The following is a 19446-nucleotide window of genomic DNA, read 5'->3' on the forward strand; positions in this document are numbered from 1 at the left end:
GTGCTGAGGGCAGGATGAATGGCTGTGGCGTTTCAACAAGCAGCGCTCGGAGCCAATTCGCCTAGCTCAGCAGGCTCTCGATCACGATAGCCTGACGGGCGGGGGCCGAGCCCGCCAACAGCAGGGCGTGGCTGACCACATCATCGATCATCGCCTGCGCCAGTCGGGTGAGGGGGCGCAGGGTCTCCCGTCCGCTACCAACCGGTACCGCCAGCAGAATGATGGTCTGCACCGGCCCGATTTGAGAGCCCCACTCGATGGGCTCCTTGCAATTGAGCAGGGTCAGCGCTGGCTGGCTGATCCCTTCGCTCAATACATGGGGCATGGCAAGGCCGGGGCGGATGATGGTGGCCGAGACCTGCTCGCGCCGCTCCACCGCGGCGGTCAGTGTGGCGCGGTCGGTGACCAGCTCGTCGGGCAACAGATCGATCAGATGCTCGAGGGCTTCGGCCTTGGTCAGCGATTTGGGGCTATGGGCCAGCTGGCGCAGGGCAAAATGGTAGTCGGGCAGAGCGTTGGCCAGTCGCAACTCCGCCAGCGCGGCGGTGCGCGGGCGCACCAGCGGTTGACCCAGTTCGCCGCACCAGCAGGTGAAGGCCATGTGGGCCAGCTCGGCATCGCACCCTTCAATTTGCAACTGGCAGAGATCGCCGGGCTGGGTGGCGAGGGTCAACAGGGAGAGCTGGTTGCTGGCGGCAACGGTCTGGCGCCGGGTGAGGTTGGCGCAGCGGATGGTGGATTTGAACATCCCCGCCAGCCGGTTCAACTGCTTGGCCTGGGTGATGCTCAACCCCTGCTGGCAGTAGAAGGTGATTTCGCGGGTCAGCATTAGGCCGGGATCGGCAGGGCCTTGAGTACGGCGTTGGCATCCAGCAGCACGGTTTCCAGTCTCACCTGATGGATGGTGCAGCCGAGGAAGCGCTCCTTCTGCTCAATCTCGATATCGGAGGCAATCAGCACCAGGTCGGCGCTGGCAATATCGCGGGCGGTCAGCATGTTCTCCATGCCCATGGCGCCCTGAGTCTCGACCTTGATCTTGAGTCCCAGCCCAGTGGCTGCTTTTTGCAGGGCATCGGCAGCCATATAGGTATGGGCAATACCGGTCGGGCAAGCGGTGACGGCGACGATCTTCATCTGCTCTCTGTGATGCTGACAAGGGGGAGCAACAAGATAGCGCCAGCGGGGTGCTTTTACCAAAAGCGCATATGAAAAGTGGGATCTTGATGGGGATATGCCTGCCCCTTGAACGGCAGTGCAGGCTCATGCCGGGCCAGTCGGGTATCTGGTTGCTCTAAACAACAAGGGCCACCCCTGTGGGCGGCCCTGAACAATCTGCGTCTGTTGTTATGGCTATCAGGCGGTCTGGGCAGCCAGCTCGGCGGCTTTCAGTTCGCGCTTGATGCGGCGGATCTTGCGCTCTTCGGCGACCGCGACACAGCCCATCAGCACCAGACAGGCGGCGGCTGCGATATCCAGCGCCGCGAAGGTGCCGGTCCAGCCGGTCAGACCGAAGATGGGGGTGCCATCGGCGATCATGCCCAGACCCAGTTTGGCGAAGCTGTCACCAATCAGGTAAGCAAAGGTACCCTTGACGCCATCGGCCACGCTGATGCCCTGCTTGGGGACGAAGCCCACGGCGGCCACGCCGATCAGCAGTTGCGGACCAAACACCAGGAAGCCCAGGGTGAACAGGGAGCCCAGGAACATAAACTGGGTAGTCGCATGCTGGTAGAGACCCAGGGTGGCGATGATCAGCGCCAGCGCCACGCAAGCCACCAGACCACGACGGCCATTGGCCAGATCGGAGAGGTAACCCCACATCAGGGTGCCGACCAGTGCGCCCACTTCGAAGAAAGTAAAGCCCTGAATAGCCACGTCTTTGGAGAAGCCCAGCTCCTGGTGGGCATAGACGGTGGACCACTGGTCGATACCGATACGCACCACGTAGAGGAAGATGTTGGCAAAGCAGAGCAGCCAGATCACCTTGTTGAGCAGCACATACTTCACGAAGATCTGCCACTTGGTCAGCTTCTGCTCTTCGGTAGCGATATCCTCTTCGCTCGCCACTTCGTCAAACAGCTCTTCCACCTTGCCAAGGCCATAGGCTTCCGGTGAATCGCTACCAAAACGCAGGCCGATAAAGCCGACAATCAGCGCGATGATGGAGGGGAAGATAAACATGCCGAGCACGTTGCCATCAAACAGGTAGTTGGCACCAAACAGCGCCACACCGGCTGCACCGGCACCGCCCACGTTGTGGGAGAGGTTCCACATGCCCAGATAGGTGCCGCGCTTGTTGCGAGGGGTCCACTTGGTGATGGTGGAGTAGCTGCACGAACCGCCACAGCTCTGGAAGAAACCGCTCAGGGCATAGAAGAAGATCATGAAGTAGAGGCTGAAACCGGTGCCGCCCATGCTGGCACTGAAGCCCAGCATGCACAGCGCGGAGAGGATCAGCATCAGCGGCAGGAACTGCTTGGTGTTCTTGCCATCGGCGTAGTAGGAGACGATGGTCTTGCCTACCCCGTAGGTGATGGAGAAGCCAAGGCCGATCATGCCAAGCTCGGTCATGGAGAGACCGTACTCCTGGATCATGTCATTTTGCGCAATGTTGAAGTTCTTGCGGATCAGATACATGGTCAAATAGCCAATAAATACAACCAGATAAGATTGCATAAACGGCTTGAACCAGAGCTTGCGCCGGGCTTCGACCGGCAGGTCGAGGGTGGGGACCCGGACCTGTTGGAGCAATTTCAACATCTTCGTTCATCCTCTGCGAGATAGACGGTATTTCCGCCGCGCCCCTCATTTGTAGATAGGTTGTTCGAGGTCACGCCACGGAAGGGAGAACGGAACGTCGGGGCTGTCAGCCGTTGCTGCGCTCGACGCTCCATCCATATAAACCCGGGCCCGGCACGGGATGACGGGGCGCATTGCCCGTCGCGGTGCGGGTCACGACATCAGGTGGGGTGACTCTAATAAGAGGGGCAAAAAATGGCTTGAGAGCCATCCCTAGTGGGGATAGGAAATTTTCCTAGTTTTTGCGCTTTCGCGGACAAAGCGTGAGAAACATCACACCGCTGACGCCAGATTGCTGTCATTTCAGCCAGTTTGGCGCTCTGTGTGAGGTCTGGGCTGGTGGGATGGATAGGCCAGAAGGGAGCCAGGGAAAGGAAAGGGGATAGACGAGGAAGAGTACTTATCGACCACTATTTCTCGGGGGGCGATATTGGGAAATACGGCTCGCCAGCCATCCCAAAAACAAGAGGCCACCCCAGGGGTGGCCTCTTTTAAGCTCTACGAGTCGTCATGGCGAGGGGAACTCAGGCCGCCTTGGCCAGGGTCATCTCATCACTCTTTTTAACCCGCAGCTTTTTCAGGGCAACCGCCACCACGCCGGTGACGATGGCACCGCAGATCATGCAGAGCAGGGCCAGCAGCGGCTTGTTGACGGCACCCAGCAGGGCCACGATGGGGCCACCGTGGGCAACGCTGTTGGTGATGCCGAACAGGAAGGCCATCACGGCGGCGGTCATGCTGCCCAGCACGTTGGCCGGAATGACGGCCAGTGGGTCACGGGCGGCGAACGGAATCGCACCTTCGGAGATACCCACCAGACCCATGGCACCGGCGGCTTTACCCGCTTCGATCTCGGACTCGTCAAAGATGCCGAGCTTGCGACCGAGCACGGTCGCCAGCGACATGCCAAGGGGCGCAGCCGGGATGGCGCAAGCCATGGCACCCATAAACTGGGTCTGACCGGAGGCGATCATGCCGACGGAGAAGAGGAAGGCCACTTTGTTGACCGGGCCACCCATATCAAAGCCCGCCATACCACCCAGCACGATACCCAGCAGCACCAGACTGCCACCACTCATGGAGAGCAGCATGGCGTTGAGGCCGGTCATCATGTCGGCAATCGGGGCGCCGATGATGAAGATGAATACCGCAGCGATAAAGAGCGACCCGACGATGGGGGCGATCAGGATCGGCACCAGCGGTTGCACCATCTTGTGGTACTGACGAGTGGCAATCCAGCGCACCAGATAGCCGACCAGAAGGCCTGCAATGATGGCACCGATAAAGCCGGTACCGGCATCAGCGCCGTAGAAGCTGCCGTTGTTGGCGATCCAGCCGCCGATAAAGCCCGGTGCCAGTGCCGGACGGTCACCGATGGCGTAGGCGATATAGCCCGCCAGAATGGGGATCATCAGGGTGAAGGCGGCCACGCCCACATTGAGGATCTGGTTCCACATGCTCCCTTCCGGGATCTGCATGCCGCTCGGGGTCGGGTTGCCGCCGATGGCCAGTGACAGGGCGATAAGCAGACCACCGGTCACCACGAACGGGATCATGTGCGATACGCCGTTCATCAGGTAGCGATAGAGATCCGAGCTGCCGCCGCTGGCGCGCTTCTCGTCACCCTTTTTCTCATCCTTGTCAGCCACATAGGCGGGGGCTTTCAGCGCCTGCTCAATCAGACCCTTGCCATCCTTGATGGGGGCTTTTACGCCGGTCTTGATGAGCGGCTTGCCAGCAAAGCGGGCCATGTCCACCTGCTTGTCGCAGGCCACCACGATGGCAGCGGCGCGGGCGATCTCGTCCGCGGTCGGGCTGTTCTTGACGCCGATGGAGCCGTTGGTCTCCACCTTCACCTCATAACCGAGCTCCTTGGCGGCGCGCTCCAGCGACTCGGCCGCCAGATAGGTGTGGGCGATACCGGCCGGGCAACCGGTGACACCGATGATCAGCCCCTTGTTGGCCGCAGGTGCGGCAGCCGCTTCCTCTTTTTTGGCCAGCAGCAGTGCCAGCGCATCGGCAGGGGTCCTGGCTGCCAGCAGGGCATCGATAAAGCCCTCTTCGATCAGCTTGCCGGAGAGCTCGGCCAGCACCTCGATATGGTGGTTGGCGCCGCCATCGGGGGAGGCGATCATAAAGAAAATGTGGGACGGCTTGCCATCTTCGGCGCCGTACTCGATGCCGTTGCGGCTGATGCCGATGGCGACCGCCGGATTGCACACAGCCGCACTCTTGGCGTGGGGCAGGGCCACGCCCTCTTCAAAGCCGGTGTTACCCAGCTCTTCGCGGGCCCACAGATCCTTGATAAAGGCCTGCTCGTTGCTGACTTTGCCTTGCGACGCCAGCAGGCGGGCCATTTCGGTGAAGACCTCTTCCTTACGCGTCGCTTTCAAATCGAGGTTGATCAGATGTTCATTGATCAAGGTGGTGATCATGGCGCTCTCCCCGCTTCCGGTGACGGAAGCTATGCGTGAGTACGTATCGACGTACTGGATAAAAATGACCTGTTCATTATCGTGGCTCGCTCGCCCCCTCCCTATCGGACAAATGTGCTAATCACTGGATTTTTGTGCGCAGCAAAACGCGATGTGATGAAGATCCCGTTTTCAGGCAGGACTCACCATTTTCAGGTTATTGCTAATTTTATCTTTAAAAACAAATAAATGGATTGTGACTGGTCTCGTAACCAGGTTTGTAATGCATCATGTCAATAAATTAATCACCAGCGGGGTCTGGATTTATATGTGGTTTTAAGGCGTTATAAGATGTGACCTTTCTCACAAAAAGTCGCAGTTTCGTCGGGCGGATTAGGATTTTTATGCGCCTGATGGCGGAGGCCAATCGCATTGGCTGGGCGAGCGCAGAGGGGCGTTGTTTGGGAAGAAAGTGTGGTGGCAAGAGAGGGATGGCTGAAAAGAGAGAGGTTATAACGCGAACGTCCGAATACGCTCCGCTATTCGAACCTACGGACTACACAATATGCGCCACCGACTCCAGCCAGTTGGGAACTTGTTGCCGATACCACTCCAGATATTGCTGTGCCTGCGGCTTCTCCCTTCTGGTCAGCAGATTGGTGACTTCAATAATCAGCCAGCACTTGGCCATGACGAGATGGCGCAGCAACCGGTCGCCAGAGAGCAGCGAACTGTGGCACAGATAGCGTTCAATGATGGTTTCATATTCAGCCAGCGAACCCATCCGCGGCACCAGCGGGGCCAGATCGATGGCCGGACTGCCATAACCAAATCGCTCCCAGTCAAACAACACCAGCTCACCATTGTTGCGGGTGCCCCAGTTGCCCTCATTGCTGTCTCCCGAAATCAGGCATGACTCCTCGAATAGTTCGTGACCAAGTTGCTGGATATGGCGGATCTTCTCGTTTACCGCTTCCGGCAGGCAGAGTACAGAGAGCGCCTCGTTGGTGTCGACGAGCGACCAGCCGTGAGTTTTCACCGCAAAGTCGGGCTGATAGTTGGCGTTATGCAGGCTGGCCAGCTGAGCAAAGGTCTGTTCGTTGTGGTGCAGCTGCGTGAGCGTGACCGGATGAGGGATCTGCTCAAGGAACAGGATCTCTCCTTCGGCCCTGAGCAGGGCAGGTGTGTTGAGCCCGCTCAAATGCGGGGCTGCACGTTGGTAGAAATGGCGCTCGACCGGTGATGCGCCGCTTTTTCTGATACAGGGCTTGCCATCCAGCAGCTGGATATTGACCGAAGCGCCCCCCATTTTCGCCAGCTCCTGTTGCGTCATCCTCTACCCCGTTAGCTATGAGTTGTCAGGTGCGTGAGATAGCTATTTACTTCTGCCCGAGTCGTGAAACGGTGCTTGTCGTTTGGGAATCGATCAAACAGCTCGTGATGGAATTGGCGGGAGCTTTTGCCGGCTCGCTGCCCATATTCCGATGCCCACACCAGCAGTTGTTGAAAGTTCTTTTCCGCTGCCACTGCATCCCCTTGCCTGGCGCTTTGTGATCCGCGCGATAGCAGTGAATCACGGCATACAGACCAGTCAAGATCCAGAAAAAGCACGGTATCGGCGGCATCAAGCAGTTGCTCGGCCAGGGCACCAAATACCCCTTCGAGCACCCATGATTGCTCTTGAGCAAGTGTCTGAATGGCATGGTCAATCTCATGCTGGGGCCGTTTTTGGTTAAAGCCGCCCGGCTGCCAGACAATGGTGTCCAGATTGACCTCGCGGATAGTTAACCCCTCAGCCAATCGAGCTGCCAACCAGCTCTTGCCCGATCCCGAGTTACCAATAATCAGAATGCGTTTCATCTATGAGTGCTCTTTTCTGGAACAGATATCTGGAGGCTGGAAAGTAGAGGTGATGACGCGAATGTCCGAATACGCTTCGCTATTCGAACCTACGGGCCATCAGGATTTATGGTCAAATTAGGTATCACCGCACATCTGCGTTATAGATAATTTTATTTTACTCATCAGCCATTAGATGGATTTCTATTTCGCCGATTAGATTTGATTTTTTGCGTCTGTACTCGTCGATAGCATAAATTTTATTTTCTTTATCTTTGGGTGGTACAGGTGTTTCTGGTAGCTCCTTAACCAAAGCAATGCATTCTTTTGCGACTAAATCCTTATCAGCTAAATCACAGATATTATCCATTAACTTTAGTATTTCATTTTGCGCATCATCAATTTTATCCACAATATCAGTGGCGAGCATAGCTCCTTTTGCTCCACGTTTAATGTTTTCCAATTTATTAAAAACTTTATGAATGGAGCCAATGATTCCAGTTCTAGCCTCCACTCTGATTACATCATGATGTTTTGCCTTAGTTTGATATAAAGATTCCGATATGATGGCATCCGATAGCCATTTTGCATCAGAGTACAGAAGTTGAAGGCCCTCTCTGAAGTCTTTATAAGAACTAATACCTTGAAGTAGAAGCATTAGTGTGCCAATTACAGTTACACGAGCTTTTATTGAACCATCTTCAAACTCAACATTGATCTCAAGACCTTCAGATAAAAAGAACTCAGTACGAGTCAAGGAAAACATTCTTAAATTTTCCTTGAATGACTCTAACTGTTCATCGGTTTCCATACCTCTCGGCTCAACATGAATATAAGCCTGACTAAGGATGTTTTTGTTTATATAATCTGCCACTATGTGATCTCAATTTCTGTTGATGGTTTAATTTAAAAAATCTATATAGATTTTTACATCGACTTCAATCGCCCTTGGAAATGGCGGTAAACATCATCGTTATTAAAGCCATCCACATTCTGGCTGGAGAAAATAAGCGGGGTGACTCCTTGTGCCAGTGCCAGTTTCTGCGCTTCGACTACCAGCGTATTGATCAGAACCATGCCGGAGATGGAGGAGAAGGCGCCGGTGACCCGATCATTGACTTCGCACAGGCCATCGCCCGGCGGCACGCAGTTATCCAGTACCAGATCGGCCAGCTCCATCAGTTTTTGGCCAGAAGGGTGACGACTCGGGTTTTGCGCCGATTGCGCCACTGAGGTAATAGCGATCACCTTGTGGCCGCGCGCTCTGGCAAGCTGGGCCCACTCGATGGGCAGGGCGTTGCGACCCGAATTGGAGATGACCACCATCAGGTCCCCCGGCGCAATCGGCTGCTCCTCCCACAGGATGGCGGCAAGCCCCGGCAGCTTCTCCAGCGCCGAGCTGCGCAGGGCTCCATCGGCGGTGGTGACGGTGGAGTCGAGCACGGCGTTGATATTGCCAAGGCCACCGGCACGGATAAACCCCTCCAGCCCGACCATATGGGAGTGCCCGGTGCCCAGCATATGGATCATCTTGTTGTGGACGATGGCCTCGCAAAACCAGTGGGCCGCCTGCCGGATCCCGGCTTCGTTCTGGCTGACCATGGTAGCGATGCGCGCTTGCAGTTTTTCGACGTACTCAAACATAACGGCGGGATCCTTGTCTATTATCGTTATGGTCAGCTGGTTCTCTTAAATTAATATTTCCGTGAGACGATTTAAGCCTGATGGGAGAGAATCATATTTTATGTACCCATTTTTACTCATTTCTCTGACTAAATTCATGAATACTTTATATTCTGTTTTAGAAATATCGAAACTTGGATCTATAGTTTTCATACTAGAATTTGCGATGGAAACATTTGTAGGTAATTTATCTCTATTAATGTTTTTGATCGCAGCGACAAACAATCGCTCAATTTTATTTTCAATCTTAATAGTGTTTTTAGTTGAAAAATCCTCTAGAAAAATTAGGTTGTCAAAAGATTTAGCAAGAATTGCTCTATCTTTATCCTTACGCTTGCAAATTAACCAAACCTCTTTTCCAAATTTCCTTAGCCTATCACCAATGACAGTGAAATCAGAATCGCTAGTAAGAAAACAATAGCGATCAATTTGTGGGTTTCCTAAATATAATGTTTCAAAAGCATCTAAGCTGATAAAAAGGTCAGCTCTATTTTTCTCTGTTCCTATTTTTGGTGTATCCAAAATCGTAAAGTTATGGTTTATGATTTGTTCTTTTAGCGTCTTTTTTGACGTAGACTGGTTACCATATGCTGATTTTATTGCAAAAATACTATTTAATCCTTCATCTGAACTTAATAAAGAATTCATTAAATCTTCAAGGATAAAGTCGAGAGATGAGACATTTTCCATGTCTATATATACGGCGATATTAAAGTTCTGTTTTTTCACAAAAACGGCCCTGTCTTTAATGAAAAGGAAGAATTAATTTAAACTTATTTAAAATATGTAAAAATGTTCATTGCGAACTAAGGTTTATATTCCATGAAGCTCAATAAAACCTTTTTCAATGTCATATTTTAAGTGTTTGGTTAAAGAGTATTGAGGATCACTCTTAGAGAAGTTTTCAATAATCATATTTTGATACTCGTCAACAGACATCCCATTGAATATATGTTTGTTGATGTTATAGCTAGAGCAATTATTTCTCCCACTACCTTTTCTATTTGAAGTCCCAACAATGACGATTTTAAAATGAAGATGATTTTTTAAATCAACATCTTTAATGTTGTTGGTATCTATTTTCATTATGAGCTACCCACCTTTTAATGAAGGTTATATCACTGCTAATTATTTAAATAATTATTTGGTATTTAGGTTTGAATTCATATTGTTTGCTGGAAGCAAAGCCCACGCTACCGCCCGTGGATTACAGCCTCCAGCCTGCTGCTGCTTTCCGGCGATGTGGTGGATGGCGAAACGGCTGCACAGGGTTATCTCTGCAAGAGTGGTTGCCAAGTGGAGCATATTAGTCGAGAGAGGAGCAGGGTAAAACCGCAGTCGGGCAAAAACCTGCCAAAGATCAACAAATTACTTATTAAGCGACTGCTATCTGACCGCTTGGCACAGCAGCCGCAGACAGAGCTTCATCTCTTGCCGGGTGCTACCGCCACTCAATACTCCAGAAACTTCTCCCCGCAGCGTTCGCAGATCAGATGTTTTACATGGGTGGCCTGATAGGCGAGGGTCTGGCCGAATACCGCATTGGTCAGGCTGCTGGAGCGAAAGGCTTGCCAGAAGGCTTTGCGCGGATCCTTGGGCATGATGTCCTGGCTGTGATCGCGGGCGACCAGCACCACGATATGGCGGGTACGCTCGCCGCATTTGTCACAGCGATGGATTTCAGTTGGCGGATTTTGGTCGTGCGGGTGGCTCATAAATGGGCTCGTGAAGTGAGGCAGGCGCCCATCATATTCCTCTCCACTTGGCTCTCAATCTCTCCTTGCCGGCGCAGTGAGCGGCCTCACGTTTTGCGCTGCTGCAGGCTTGCCCAGCCAGTTCAGACCGACTCCCGCTTCTGCGGTTTGTTGGTGAGCGGTGATGATATGGCGGGTGGGGCGAGCTCGGGCTGCTGCAGACGTGCCAGCCTTGCCAACTCAAGCCGACTCCCGCTTTTGTAGGCTGGGGGTGATGATATGGCGGTTGGGGGCGAGATCGGGTTGCTGCATCCGGGTCAGCAGGCGCCTTGCCGCCTGACGGCCGATTTCGCGGGCCGGTGAGCTGACGAAGGTGAGAGCGGGGGAGGTGAGTTCTGCCTCCGCCACATCGTCAAAACCGAGCAGGGCCACCTGCTGGCCGATGTAGTTGTCCTTGCCCACGGTGCGGCCGCTCGCCTCGACGCCATAGATGGCGCCGAGCGCCACCTCGGGGTAGTGGCAGAGCACGGCGGTCACCTTGGGGTGCTGGTGCAGCAGCTGGGCGATGGTGTCGGCGGCGCTGCGCTGGGTGCGCTCGCACTCCAGTACCCACTCCGGTTTGAAGGGCAGGCCATATTGCAGCAGGCTGGCGCAGTAGCCGCCGATGCGCTCGGCGCGGGTGAGGGAGTCGGCCCGTCCGCCGACGTAGGCGATATGGCGGTGGCCCTGTTCGATAAGGTAGGTGGTGGCCTGCTTGGCGGCGTGGGTGTTGTCGGGGCCGATAAAATCCACGTCATCGCGATAGTAGGAACGGGCGGCGCACACCACCGGCAGCTCGGAGTCGATCAGGGTCTCCAGGGTTTTGGCCGCCGCGCCGCGCACTGGATTGAAGATGATGCCCGCCACCCCCTGCCGTGACAGGGAGTGGATGCTCTGCTGCAGCCGCTCCGGACTGTGGCCGCACTGGGTCAGAAACAGCAGATAGCCTTGCTGCTCCAGCACCTCGCTCACCCCGGCGGTCACCTCGGTATAGAAGGGGTCGGTGATGTCGCGCAGGATCAGCCCCACCAGATTGGATTGCTGGCTGCGCAGGTTGGCGGCGGCGCTGTTGGGCACGTAGTCGAGCTCTTTTATCGCCTGCTGCACCCGCTCGGCGGTGGCCGGGGAGATGCGCCCCTTGCCGTTGAGCACCATGGAGACGGTGGTGACCGACACTCCCGCCCGCTGGGCGACATCGGTGATCTTAGTGGCTTTGGCAGAGAGGGATTTGGGCGACATAGGGCGAACGGACGACGGACAGTTGAAAGCGAGGCCCCAGCATACCTGCTCAGATGCTCAAGTGAAACGTTACATCACTATCTGGCCGATCCTGCTCACAAATTTGGAACCTGCTGCCAGCCAGCCCCCTTATTCTGTGATCCTGTCGGCACTTGTAAATTGATAAAACGTTTTATCATCCATCAAAACCTGATGCTGACCCGCGCCTTTGTTTCGAGATTGCGTCGAGATTGCCTCGAGCGGGGGAGGGCAGCCGCAGATATTGCTGTCTATTCACAAGGAGCCGTTTCATGGCCAAGCCTCAAGCCAAATCCACCATCTGGGAGTTCCTGCAGAGCCTCGGCAAGACCTTTATGTTGCCGGTCGCCCTGCTGGCCTTCTCGGGCATCCTGCTCGGTGTCGGCAGCTCGCTCACCAGCGATGCGGTCAAGCAGAGCATGCCCTTCCTCGACAATACCGTGCTGCAACTGCTGTTCCTCTGGATGACCAAGGTGGGGCTGGTGGCCTTTATCTACCTGCCGGTGATGTTTGCGGTGGCCATTCCGCTCGGGCTGGCGCGAGAAGAGAAGGGGGTTGCGGCCTTTGCCGGTTTCGTCGGCTATGCGGCGCTCAACCTCTCCATCAACTTCTACCTCACCGTGGCCAACGTCATCGGTGACGCAGCGGCGGAGAAGGCCTACGGGGTGAAATCCATCCTCGGCATCAGCTCCATCGACACCGGGATTCTGGGGGCCATCATCGTCGGGGTGATCGTCGCGAAGCTCCACGCCCGTTTCTACACCTACAAGATGCCCGATGCGCTCGCCTTCTTCGGCGGTGCCCGCTTCGTGCCCATCATCACCGCACTGGTGCTAGGTGTGGTCGGCTTGGTCGTGCCGTTCGTCTGGCCCTGGTTTGCTGCCGGCATCAATGGCATCGGGGCGCTCATCTCCCACGCCGGTCCCTTCGGCCCCTTCCTGTTCGGTACTGGTGAGCGCCTGCTGCTGCCGCTCGGTCTGCACCACATTCTGGTGGCGCTGATCCGCTTTACCGAAGCGGGCGGCACCCAGCTGGTATGCGGTCACGAGGTGAGCGGCGCCCTCAATATCTTCTACGCCGAGCTCTCCTGCGCCGACACTTCCGGCTTCTCGGTCTCTGCCACCTCCTTCCTCTCTCAGGGCAAGATGCCTGCCTTCCTCGGCGGCCTGCCGGGTGCGGCGCTCGCCATGTATCACTGCGCTCGCCCGGAAAATCGCGGCAAGATCAAGGCGCTGCTGGTTTCCGGCGTGGTGGCCTGCGTCATCGGCGGTATCACAGAGCCGCTCGAGTTCCTGTTCCTGTTCGTGGCGCCGGTGCTCTACGTTATTCACGCCATCCTGACCGGTCTGGGCTTTATGACCATGGGGCTGCTCGGCGTCACCATCGGCAACACCGACGGCAACCTGATCGATTTTCTGGTGTTCGGTGTGCTGCAGGGCACCGCCACCAAGTGGTATCTGGTGCCGGTCGCGGCTGCCATCTGGTTTGCCATCTACTACAGCGTGTTCCGCTTCGCCATCGTGCGCTTTAACCTGAAAACCCCCGGTCGTGAAATCGAGACCAGCGAGACTGCCCAGCCTGCAGGCAAGAAGGCCGGCAACAGCGGTTACAACGGTGAAATCATCCTCAACGCCTTGGGCGGCGCCGATAACATCCTCGCGCTCGATAACTGCATCACCCGCCTGCGGATGTCGGTGCAGGACATGAGCCGGGTCGATGACAAGGTATTGAAAGCAAACGGCGCCATCGGGGTGATCAAGCTCGACGAGCATAACCTGCAGGTGGTGATCGGCCCGCAGGTACATCTGGTGAAAAACCAGCTGCAGAGCCTGATGGGGGCCTGAACCGGCCAATAAGAACCGAACGGGGGGCGCAAGCCCCCCTTGTTTGCCTCTCCCAATATGTCTCCTGTTTATGGAGGGAGAAACTTCATGCACGATATTTATGACTTCGACCATGTGGTCGACCGCCACGGCACCTACTGCACCCAGTGGGACTATGTAGCCGACCGTTTTGGCCATGCCGATCTGCTCCCCTTTACCATCTCCGACATGGATTTCGAGACAGCCCCCTGCATTCGCCAGACCTTGGCAACCCGCCTTGAGCACGGGGTATTTGGCTACAGCCGCTGGAATCACGACGACTTCAAGGGGGCGGTGAGCGACTGGTTTGCCCACCGCTACGGCGCGAGCCTCGACCCCGAGACGCTGGTTTACGGCCCCTCGGTCATCTATGTGATTGCCCAGCTGGTGAGCCTCTGGTCGGCGCCGGGGGAAGGGGTGCTGGTGCATACCCCCGCCTACGACGCCTTCGGCAATATGCTGACCGCCAACGACAGGGTGCTGCTGCCTTGCCCGCTCAAAAAAGAGCAGGGGAGCTACCAGATCGACTGGCAATGTTTCGAGCAGCAAGCCGCTCGCCCCGATTGCCGGATTTTGCTGCTCTGCAGCCCCCACAACCCCACCGGCCGGGTCTGGACGCGGGATGAGCTCGGTAAAATGGCTGCCATCTGCCAGCGCCACGGGGTCAAGGTCATCTCGGACGACATCCATATGGATGTGAGCTTTGCCCGCTACCTGCCGTGGAGCGAGGTGGCGCCGGACGATGGTTGGGCGCTGGTGAGCTCGGGCTCGAAATCCTTCAATATTCCCGCCCTTGGCGGCGCCTACGCCTTTATCGCCAACGCAGCGGCGCGCGCCGCCTATCTGCAGCGGCTCAAGGCGGCCCATGGCCTCTCATCGCCGCCCATTCTCGGGGTGCTGGCCCATATCAGCGCCTATCGGGACGGGGCTGCCTGGCTCGATGCGCTGAAAAGCTATCTGCACGGCAACCTCACCCATGTGGCGGCGCGGCTCAACGCCGCCTTCCCCGCCATCGACTATCGGGTGCCCGAGGGAACCTATCTCGCCTGGATTGACCTGCGCGGCCTTGGCATCGACTCCACCGAACGGATGGATGCGCTGCAAGCCTTGCTGGTGGGGAAATACCGGGTTGCCATCATGCGCGGCGACACCTACGGACCGGAAGGCACAGGTTATATCCGCCTTAACGTCGGTTGCCCACGCTCGAAGGTTGACCAAGGACTCGACTCCCTGATCGGCGCGCTGGGGGAGGTGGGGTAAGGGATATCCTGGACTAGCGATTGATCAAGAAGACGACCTCCCCCCGGTAGTGGGGGGAGGTCGCAAGCCTTGCCTGCCACGAGGGTTCCCACTCGCCCTCCTGCACCAGACCAACCTTGAATGGAATGGTGAGCTGCATCATGGCGGGTAGATAGGCGCTGTAACCCGGTACCGTATGTTTTCCCTGATAGGTCTGGATCACTATCTCATCGACCGGAAGGCTGTTGAGCTGCGCCACATCCCCCGTCTTGGCCCAGTCGAGCAGGCCCGTTACGCTGAGCTTGCACTCTGCCGGCAACACTTGTCGCAACTGCCGCAAAGAGGTGGCGTAACGATCCAGTTGGCGGGTGGCTGCATCAAAGTCGATCTGAATACCCGTTACTTTGGCTCCGGCCTTGCGCCACTCCTGATACAGCTTGACCAGCAACTTCTTGTGATCGGCAGAGAGCGGCAGCGTATTCACTCTCACGACAAGCCAGAGTTGTTCGGTCTGAAGTGGCGTTGGAGCGCGCCCCAGTTTGATAAAACGGGGGCCGGATGGCCTGTTCAGGATCTCACCCTGATGCAAATAGAGGGTGGTTGCCTGTGCCAGGACTGGCTGATGTCGGGTGGCAGACCAGAGCCAGAATGCGTCATAGCTGTTGGCATCGACATTTGCCTTAAGTGGCGCAGCAAGTGTCGATAACAGAATTAGCAGGCCAGGCACGAGGGGCTGCGGCATGGTTTACCAGTAGTATTTGAGTGATTTGGCCCATACCGAGTTGCCATAACGTTGCTTGAGCGTGTTGAACCAGGCTTGCCGCATGCTCTTGGGGAGCTCCTGATCGTCACACCCGTTGTAGCCTGATGGTGCGTAGCAGTTGATGGCTCTATAAAGGGCATAGCTCTTGTCTTCGGGCTCTGCTTTAGGGTTGGCCATGACTGCCTGATATAGCTTGAGCCTGCTTGGCGCGGTGGCTGACTCAGGTTTTGGCAAGCCCCAAACCATCTCTTTTCCTTGCCACAAATTGATCTCGGGATCCTTGTTGCGCAGATATTCACCCAGGCAGTTGAGTGCATGTCCATCTCCGGGGCGTTGCAGCAGTGTGCCGAGAGTGGAGGTCAAATCACGGCAGTAATAGTCCTGCGGTGTGCCTTCACCTCTCCACTTGAATGCTGACAGGGGCACATCACCGTTGGGTACCGGTTGCCACGGCTCATCCTTGGGTGGGGTAGCCTCCTTGTAGTCGGCCGGAATAAGTGTCACGTCTTTCAGGAATGTTGCGTAATCCTCTGCAATCAGGTCTCTCACCAGCAGGGTATGCAGGGCGATTTGTCTTTCCAAGGCGCTTGTGGCCTGCCGAGCCTGCTGACGAAGCAAGTCCTGATCGGCCGACTGTTTTAACACGACGGTGCGGATCCGCAACTGAGTGACAGGGCTCTCTTTGCTAAAAATGGCCGCAGTATTGCCGGTACGCACCCACTGATCTGCCAACATGTTCTCCACAAATGCCTGTTGGGCTTGAGTAAGAGGTGCCGCTACCTGCGTCATCAGGGCTTGCTCTGACTGGTCAAAAGCCTTCATTCCTTGCTGTGCCCAGATTCGCAGCAACTGGCGGCTGAACGCCAAGGTTGATGCGTTTTGTCCTTCTGTTTTGGGTAACAGCGCCAGCACAGCGTCAAACTGTTGGTTCTGCAGCAATCGATAAGCTTGCAGATAGGTGGCTTCTTCCGTTTTACCCATCTCTTGCAGCTGTTTGATGGCGTCATCGAGCTGCTCGTTACTCCAGTTGCGTTTCTGGTCATAGCCAGTTCTGAGGCCACGCAGTGCATTGATAAACAGCAGCTCAGGCTGGGTTTTATCCTCGTAGGCGAGTTCATTGCGATAGGCGTCAGCGCTCAGCAAAGAGAGATCTATTTCGTTAACCAGCGCCTCAAGTTCCGGCAGGGAGTGGTCAGCGGCTATCGCTTCGCTATAGGTATCGCGTAATGAAGCCTGATCACCCGCCATCCAGTTGATGCGTCTGAACATCCCCTTGGTCGAGCTGACGTAACGTCCTTGCGGATAGGCGGCCAGATACGCCTGCCCCTGCGTCATGGCCTGTTTCAGCACCTCTTTATCACTCTTGGTAAAATCGGTATCACCATACTCGCTCTGTGCATCTTTCACCGCTGCATTAAGGTGTGTTCGCATCACCATATAGTTCGCGGTTTCGGCAACCCACTGCGCTTTTGCCCCTTGCAGAGCCATAAAGCCGGTCAATGCCTCGGAGAAATGACCTTGGTAGAAGTGGCGTGCCGCATCCAGATAAGCCTGCCACTCCCTGGCAGACTCGCTCATTGTGACTTCGGAAGACTGGGGGCTATCTTCCTGTTGACCAAGGAGCTGTAAGCGGGTTTTGAGCAGAAGCGTGCGCTCGGTAGATGACAGGTCACTCTGCTCAAGGGCATCGAGAAATTGACTGACAGATTGCAGCGAGTTGGAAATGGCTCGGCCGTAAAGGGCATCCCGACCAGCATAGTGTTCCAGCAAAGCCGGGAGCGAGGCATCATGGGCTGTGAGCCGGCTAACCAGCTGTTCACGCAGTTCCGGGCTTTCCATCTCGTCTGGAAGTGGCAGGCGTTGCAGAGAGAAGAGCTCCATATCGCGTTCGTTGGCCGGATCGGCCGGAAGCATAAAGGGGAGGGACAGCCGCTGCTTGTCAGCCAGCAGCATCAGCAAGTTGCTCTTGGTGTCATTGTCGGAAAGGAATATTGGATAGGCTGGCAATGGACAATCTGTCAGCCAGAAACTGCACCCGTCTTGGTCGAATGAGGCAGCCGAAGGAAAAGCAGCAAGCGTGAGTGCCAGTGCCGAACAGTATTTCAAGATCTTCATAAGAGGCGGTATCCACTATCTGCCGAGTGACAACTCCTTGAATCACGAGCCAAGAAGCCTGAAGCACAATGGTTGGCAATAGTACGTAAGTGGGTTGCAATCGACAACCTTTCAGTGGTTTATGATGGACGTTCAAGTAGATAACAGAATGCTGATGGCCTTACGTTGTAAGGCCTGCAATAAAAACGGAGCCATCAGTGATGGCCCCGTTTTGGTTGCGCTGTTTTCCCTTATGAGCAGACGCCGATATCAGGCGCGAATGGTCGTCGGGATAGTGCAATTCTGGCGTGACATGGCTGGTTCGATTGCGGGCTCGCTGAGCTCTGTAGCTGCTAGTGCAGTGCCTTGGGTCAGGGCTTCAGCCTGATGCAGCATGCGGCTGACCATATCGGTCAGGAGATCCACATCCAGCTTGTCCAGCCACTCGCGACACCAGAGCAGGGTGCTCTGCTCGCTGTCTCTACTGAGTTGCAGCACAGGCCTGTCGGCCATGGCGGCGAGGGAGGGGGTCTGGATATCCCCCAGCGGGATAAACAGGGTCACCAGTTGATCCCGCTCGCGAATATGGAGGCTGAAGGGGCCCGCCTGCAGATCCAGCCCCTTTTCGTGCAGGCACTCCTGCGGCAGGGATAGCTGGCGAACGAGGGTCGATAGCATGGCATGAAACATCATTAATCCTCCCGATGAGTGTTATCAAAGACCGACTCTGTGGGCGGCCACAGGTTGGCGATAGGGGGGCGGGCGGGGGTACCGACCAGTGGCGCCCCTATGGTGGCGGCCCAGGGGTCGACTACCTTGGCGTGTGGCCCCCAGCTTTCCGGCTTGGTGAGTTCACTCCCCTCGGCGCGGCCAATCACCACAAAGCAGTGGGTCTGGGCGTGACCTTGTGCACCACGATGGGCCAGCACTTCGATCCGCTGGTCACTGTTGTGGCGCAGCAGTTCGGCCGCCGCCGAATAGGCCAGGGTCGAGCAGCAACCGGCCTTGGCGTCATCCACCGCCTTGGCGATGTTTTCCATGGTGCGCAAGGAGAGTGGCTGTTTGTTTCTGGTGATCTGGATGGCGGCCATATTGGCGCTGTTGTTGGCGCGCTGGTTGGCTGCCAGGCGCTGGGGATCCTGCCCGAAGGCGTTGAGTTTGCCGATGATCTTCTGATAGCTCGGGTTGTTGGGCTGGACAAAGGTCTGGGCGTCGGTGCAGGCGTAGCTGCCCAGTTTTTCCAGTCCGGCCATGCTCTTTTGCAGCAGGGCCTGGGTGCCACCCGCCATCACTTTCGGTTCATGTCGCGGGGCGGCTCTGGTGATGGCTCCCTGTTCGGCCAGCGCCTGTTTCAGTTCGGTCAGACGAGCGCCGCGTGCAGCCACCTCTTTGGGGTGGTGCTGCTCCCAGTGCTGGATTGCATCCTGCACCCGTTGCGCTTTGCCGCTATCGGGGGCGCTTTGCAACTGGCGCAGGGCGCTGATGACTTGCTTGAGATCGCTGCTCTGGAAGTGGCCGATGCCGCGCTTGACGGATTGTTCGAACAGCTTGTTACCCTTGGCCAGCAGCGGGCTGGCCTCTGTCTGTTGGGGTGAGGCTGGGCGGTTGAGGTGAATGTGTCCACCGATTGCTGGTAAGGCCATGATGTGATTCCCGACAGGGTTGACGATAAGGGGATGATACCGAGCCGTGACGGCGCGCTATATCAGGGAGCGGTCGGGGATTTGTCAGTTTTTTGCGTGTTGCACAGTTTGTTTGGCTAG

18 protein-coding genes are annotated in these 19446 nt (G+C 56.2%); 2 read left to right on the plus strand and 16 right to left on the minus strand.

From position 1 onward, the window contains the following. Window positions 1-61: 61 nt before the first annotated feature. The 12 genes from ACTG2T_RS16095 to ACTG2T_RS16150 all read right to left on the minus strand — a co-directional run bounded on the left by ACTG2T_RS16095 (window position 62) and on the right by ACTG2T_RS16150 (window position 11707). A complete protein-coding gene (locus ACTG2T_RS16095) occupies window positions 62-829 on the minus strand; it encodes a PTS sugar transporter subunit IIA (RefSeq protein WP_252412161.1) in 768 nt (255 codons plus the stop codon). Beyond that, window positions 829-1134, minus strand: coding sequence for a PTS fructose transporter subunit IIB (locus ACTG2T_RS16100; RefSeq protein ID WP_005334611.1), 306 nt, complete (start codon window positions 1132-1134; stop codon window positions 829-831). The genes ACTG2T_RS16095 and ACTG2T_RS16100 overlap by 1 nt, the downstream gene beginning before the upstream one ends. A 219-nt stretch (window positions 1135-1353) precedes the next feature. Continuing rightward, window positions 1354-2760: a hexose-6-phosphate:phosphate antiporter gene (uhpT, locus tag ACTG2T_RS16105; RefSeq protein ID WP_005334609.1), complete on the minus strand. Its 1407-nt coding sequence runs from the start codon at window positions 2758-2760 to the stop codon at window positions 1354-1356. 563 nt (window positions 2761-3323) lie between these two features. Continuing rightward, window positions 3324-5234 (minus strand): PTS fructose transporter subunit IIABC, encoded by a 1911-nt coding sequence (locus tag ACTG2T_RS16110; RefSeq protein ID WP_330125072.1) that lies wholly within the window; start codon window positions 5232-5234, stop codon window positions 3324-3326. 535 nt (window positions 5235-5769) lie between these two features. Then, window positions 5770-6546 carry a phosphotransferase family protein gene (locus tag ACTG2T_RS16115; protein WP_330125073.1) on the minus strand — a complete coding sequence of 259 codons (777 nt, stop codon included), beginning with the start codon at window positions 6544-6546 and terminating at the stop codon, window positions 5770-5772. A gap of 11 nt (window positions 6547-6557) precedes the next feature. Next, entirely contained in the window at window positions 6558-7073 is a 516-nt protein-coding gene (locus ACTG2T_RS16120) for an AAA family ATPase (protein ID WP_330125074.1), read from the minus strand. Window positions 7074-7230: 157 nt separating this feature from the next. Next, window positions 7231-7926: a hypothetical protein gene (locus tag ACTG2T_RS16125; RefSeq protein ID WP_236327085.1), complete on the minus strand. Its 696-nt coding sequence runs from the start codon at window positions 7924-7926 to the stop codon at window positions 7231-7233. Window positions 7927-7979: 53 nt separating this feature from the next. Beyond that, window positions 7980-8696 carry an SIS domain-containing protein gene (locus ACTG2T_RS16130; protein ID WP_330125075.1) on the minus strand — a complete coding sequence of 239 codons (717 nt, stop codon included), beginning with the start codon at window positions 8694-8696 and terminating at the stop codon, window positions 7980-7982. Window positions 8697-8741: 45 nt separating this feature from the next. Continuing rightward, a complete protein-coding gene (locus ACTG2T_RS16135; RefSeq protein WP_139407916.1) occupies window positions 8742-9464 on the minus strand; it encodes an NYN domain-containing protein in 723 nt (240 codons plus the stop codon). An 84-nt stretch (window positions 9465-9548) separates the two neighbouring features. Further along, window positions 9549-9821 (minus strand): hypothetical protein, encoded by a 273-nt coding sequence (locus tag ACTG2T_RS16140; RefSeq protein ID WP_330125076.1) that lies wholly within the window; start codon window positions 9819-9821, stop codon window positions 9549-9551. Between the two features lie 365 nt (window positions 9822-10186). Further along, window positions 10187-10450 carry a hypothetical protein gene (locus ACTG2T_RS16145; RefSeq protein ID WP_330125077.1) on the minus strand — a complete coding sequence of 88 codons (264 nt, stop codon included), beginning with the start codon at window positions 10448-10450 and terminating at the stop codon, window positions 10187-10189. A gap of 219 nt (window positions 10451-10669) precedes the next feature. Next, window positions 10670-11707, minus strand: a complete 1038-nt coding sequence (locus ACTG2T_RS16150) for a Mal regulon transcriptional regulator MalI (RefSeq protein WP_330125078.1) — start codon at window positions 11705-11707, stop codon at window positions 10670-10672. 290 nt (window positions 11708-11997) lie between these two features. Between ACTG2T_RS16150 and malX the strand changes: the two genes are divergently transcribed. Beyond that, the gene (malX, locus tag ACTG2T_RS16155; protein WP_005353570.1) at window positions 11998-13569 is read left to right on the plus strand and encodes a maltose/glucose-specific PTS transporter subunit IIBC; all 1572 of its coding nucleotides are present in this window, start codon (window positions 11998-12000) and stop codon (window positions 13567-13569) included. An 87-nt stretch (window positions 13570-13656) separates the two neighbouring features. After that, a complete protein-coding gene (locus tag ACTG2T_RS16160; protein WP_330125079.1) occupies window positions 13657-14847 on the plus strand; it encodes a MalY/PatB family protein in 1191 nt (396 codons plus the stop codon). A 13-nt stretch (window positions 14848-14860) separates the two neighbouring features. Here ACTG2T_RS16160 and ACTG2T_RS16165 read toward each other — a convergent pair whose 3' ends face one another. The 4 genes from ACTG2T_RS16165 to ACTG2T_RS16180 form a co-directional block, all read right to left on the minus strand. Beyond that, window positions 14861-15568 carry a DUF3142 domain-containing protein gene (locus ACTG2T_RS16165; RefSeq protein ID WP_439973800.1) on the minus strand — a complete coding sequence of 236 codons (708 nt, stop codon included), beginning with the start codon at window positions 15566-15568 and terminating at the stop codon, window positions 14861-14863. Window positions 15569-15571: 3 nt separating this feature from the next. Beyond that, window positions 15572-17704: a hypothetical protein gene (locus ACTG2T_RS16170; RefSeq protein ID WP_330125081.1), complete on the minus strand. Its 2133-nt coding sequence runs from the start codon at window positions 17702-17704 to the stop codon at window positions 15572-15574. A gap of 249 nt (window positions 17705-17953) precedes the next feature. Then, window positions 17954-18376, minus strand: a complete 423-nt coding sequence (locus tag ACTG2T_RS16175; protein WP_330125082.1) for a hypothetical protein — start codon at window positions 18374-18376, stop codon at window positions 17954-17956. Further along, window positions 18376-19326, minus strand: coding sequence for a hypothetical protein (locus ACTG2T_RS16180; protein ID WP_058055773.1), 951 nt, complete (start codon window positions 19324-19326; stop codon window positions 18376-18378). The genes ACTG2T_RS16175 and ACTG2T_RS16180 overlap by 1 nt, the downstream gene beginning before the upstream one ends. Between the last annotated feature and the right edge of the window lie 120 nt (window positions 19327-19446).

The sequence above is a fragment of the Aeromonas sp. 75A genome, assembly GCF_051919425.1.
Lineage (GTDB): Bacteria > Pseudomonadota > Gammaproteobacteria > Enterobacterales > Aeromonadaceae > Aeromonas > Aeromonas veronii.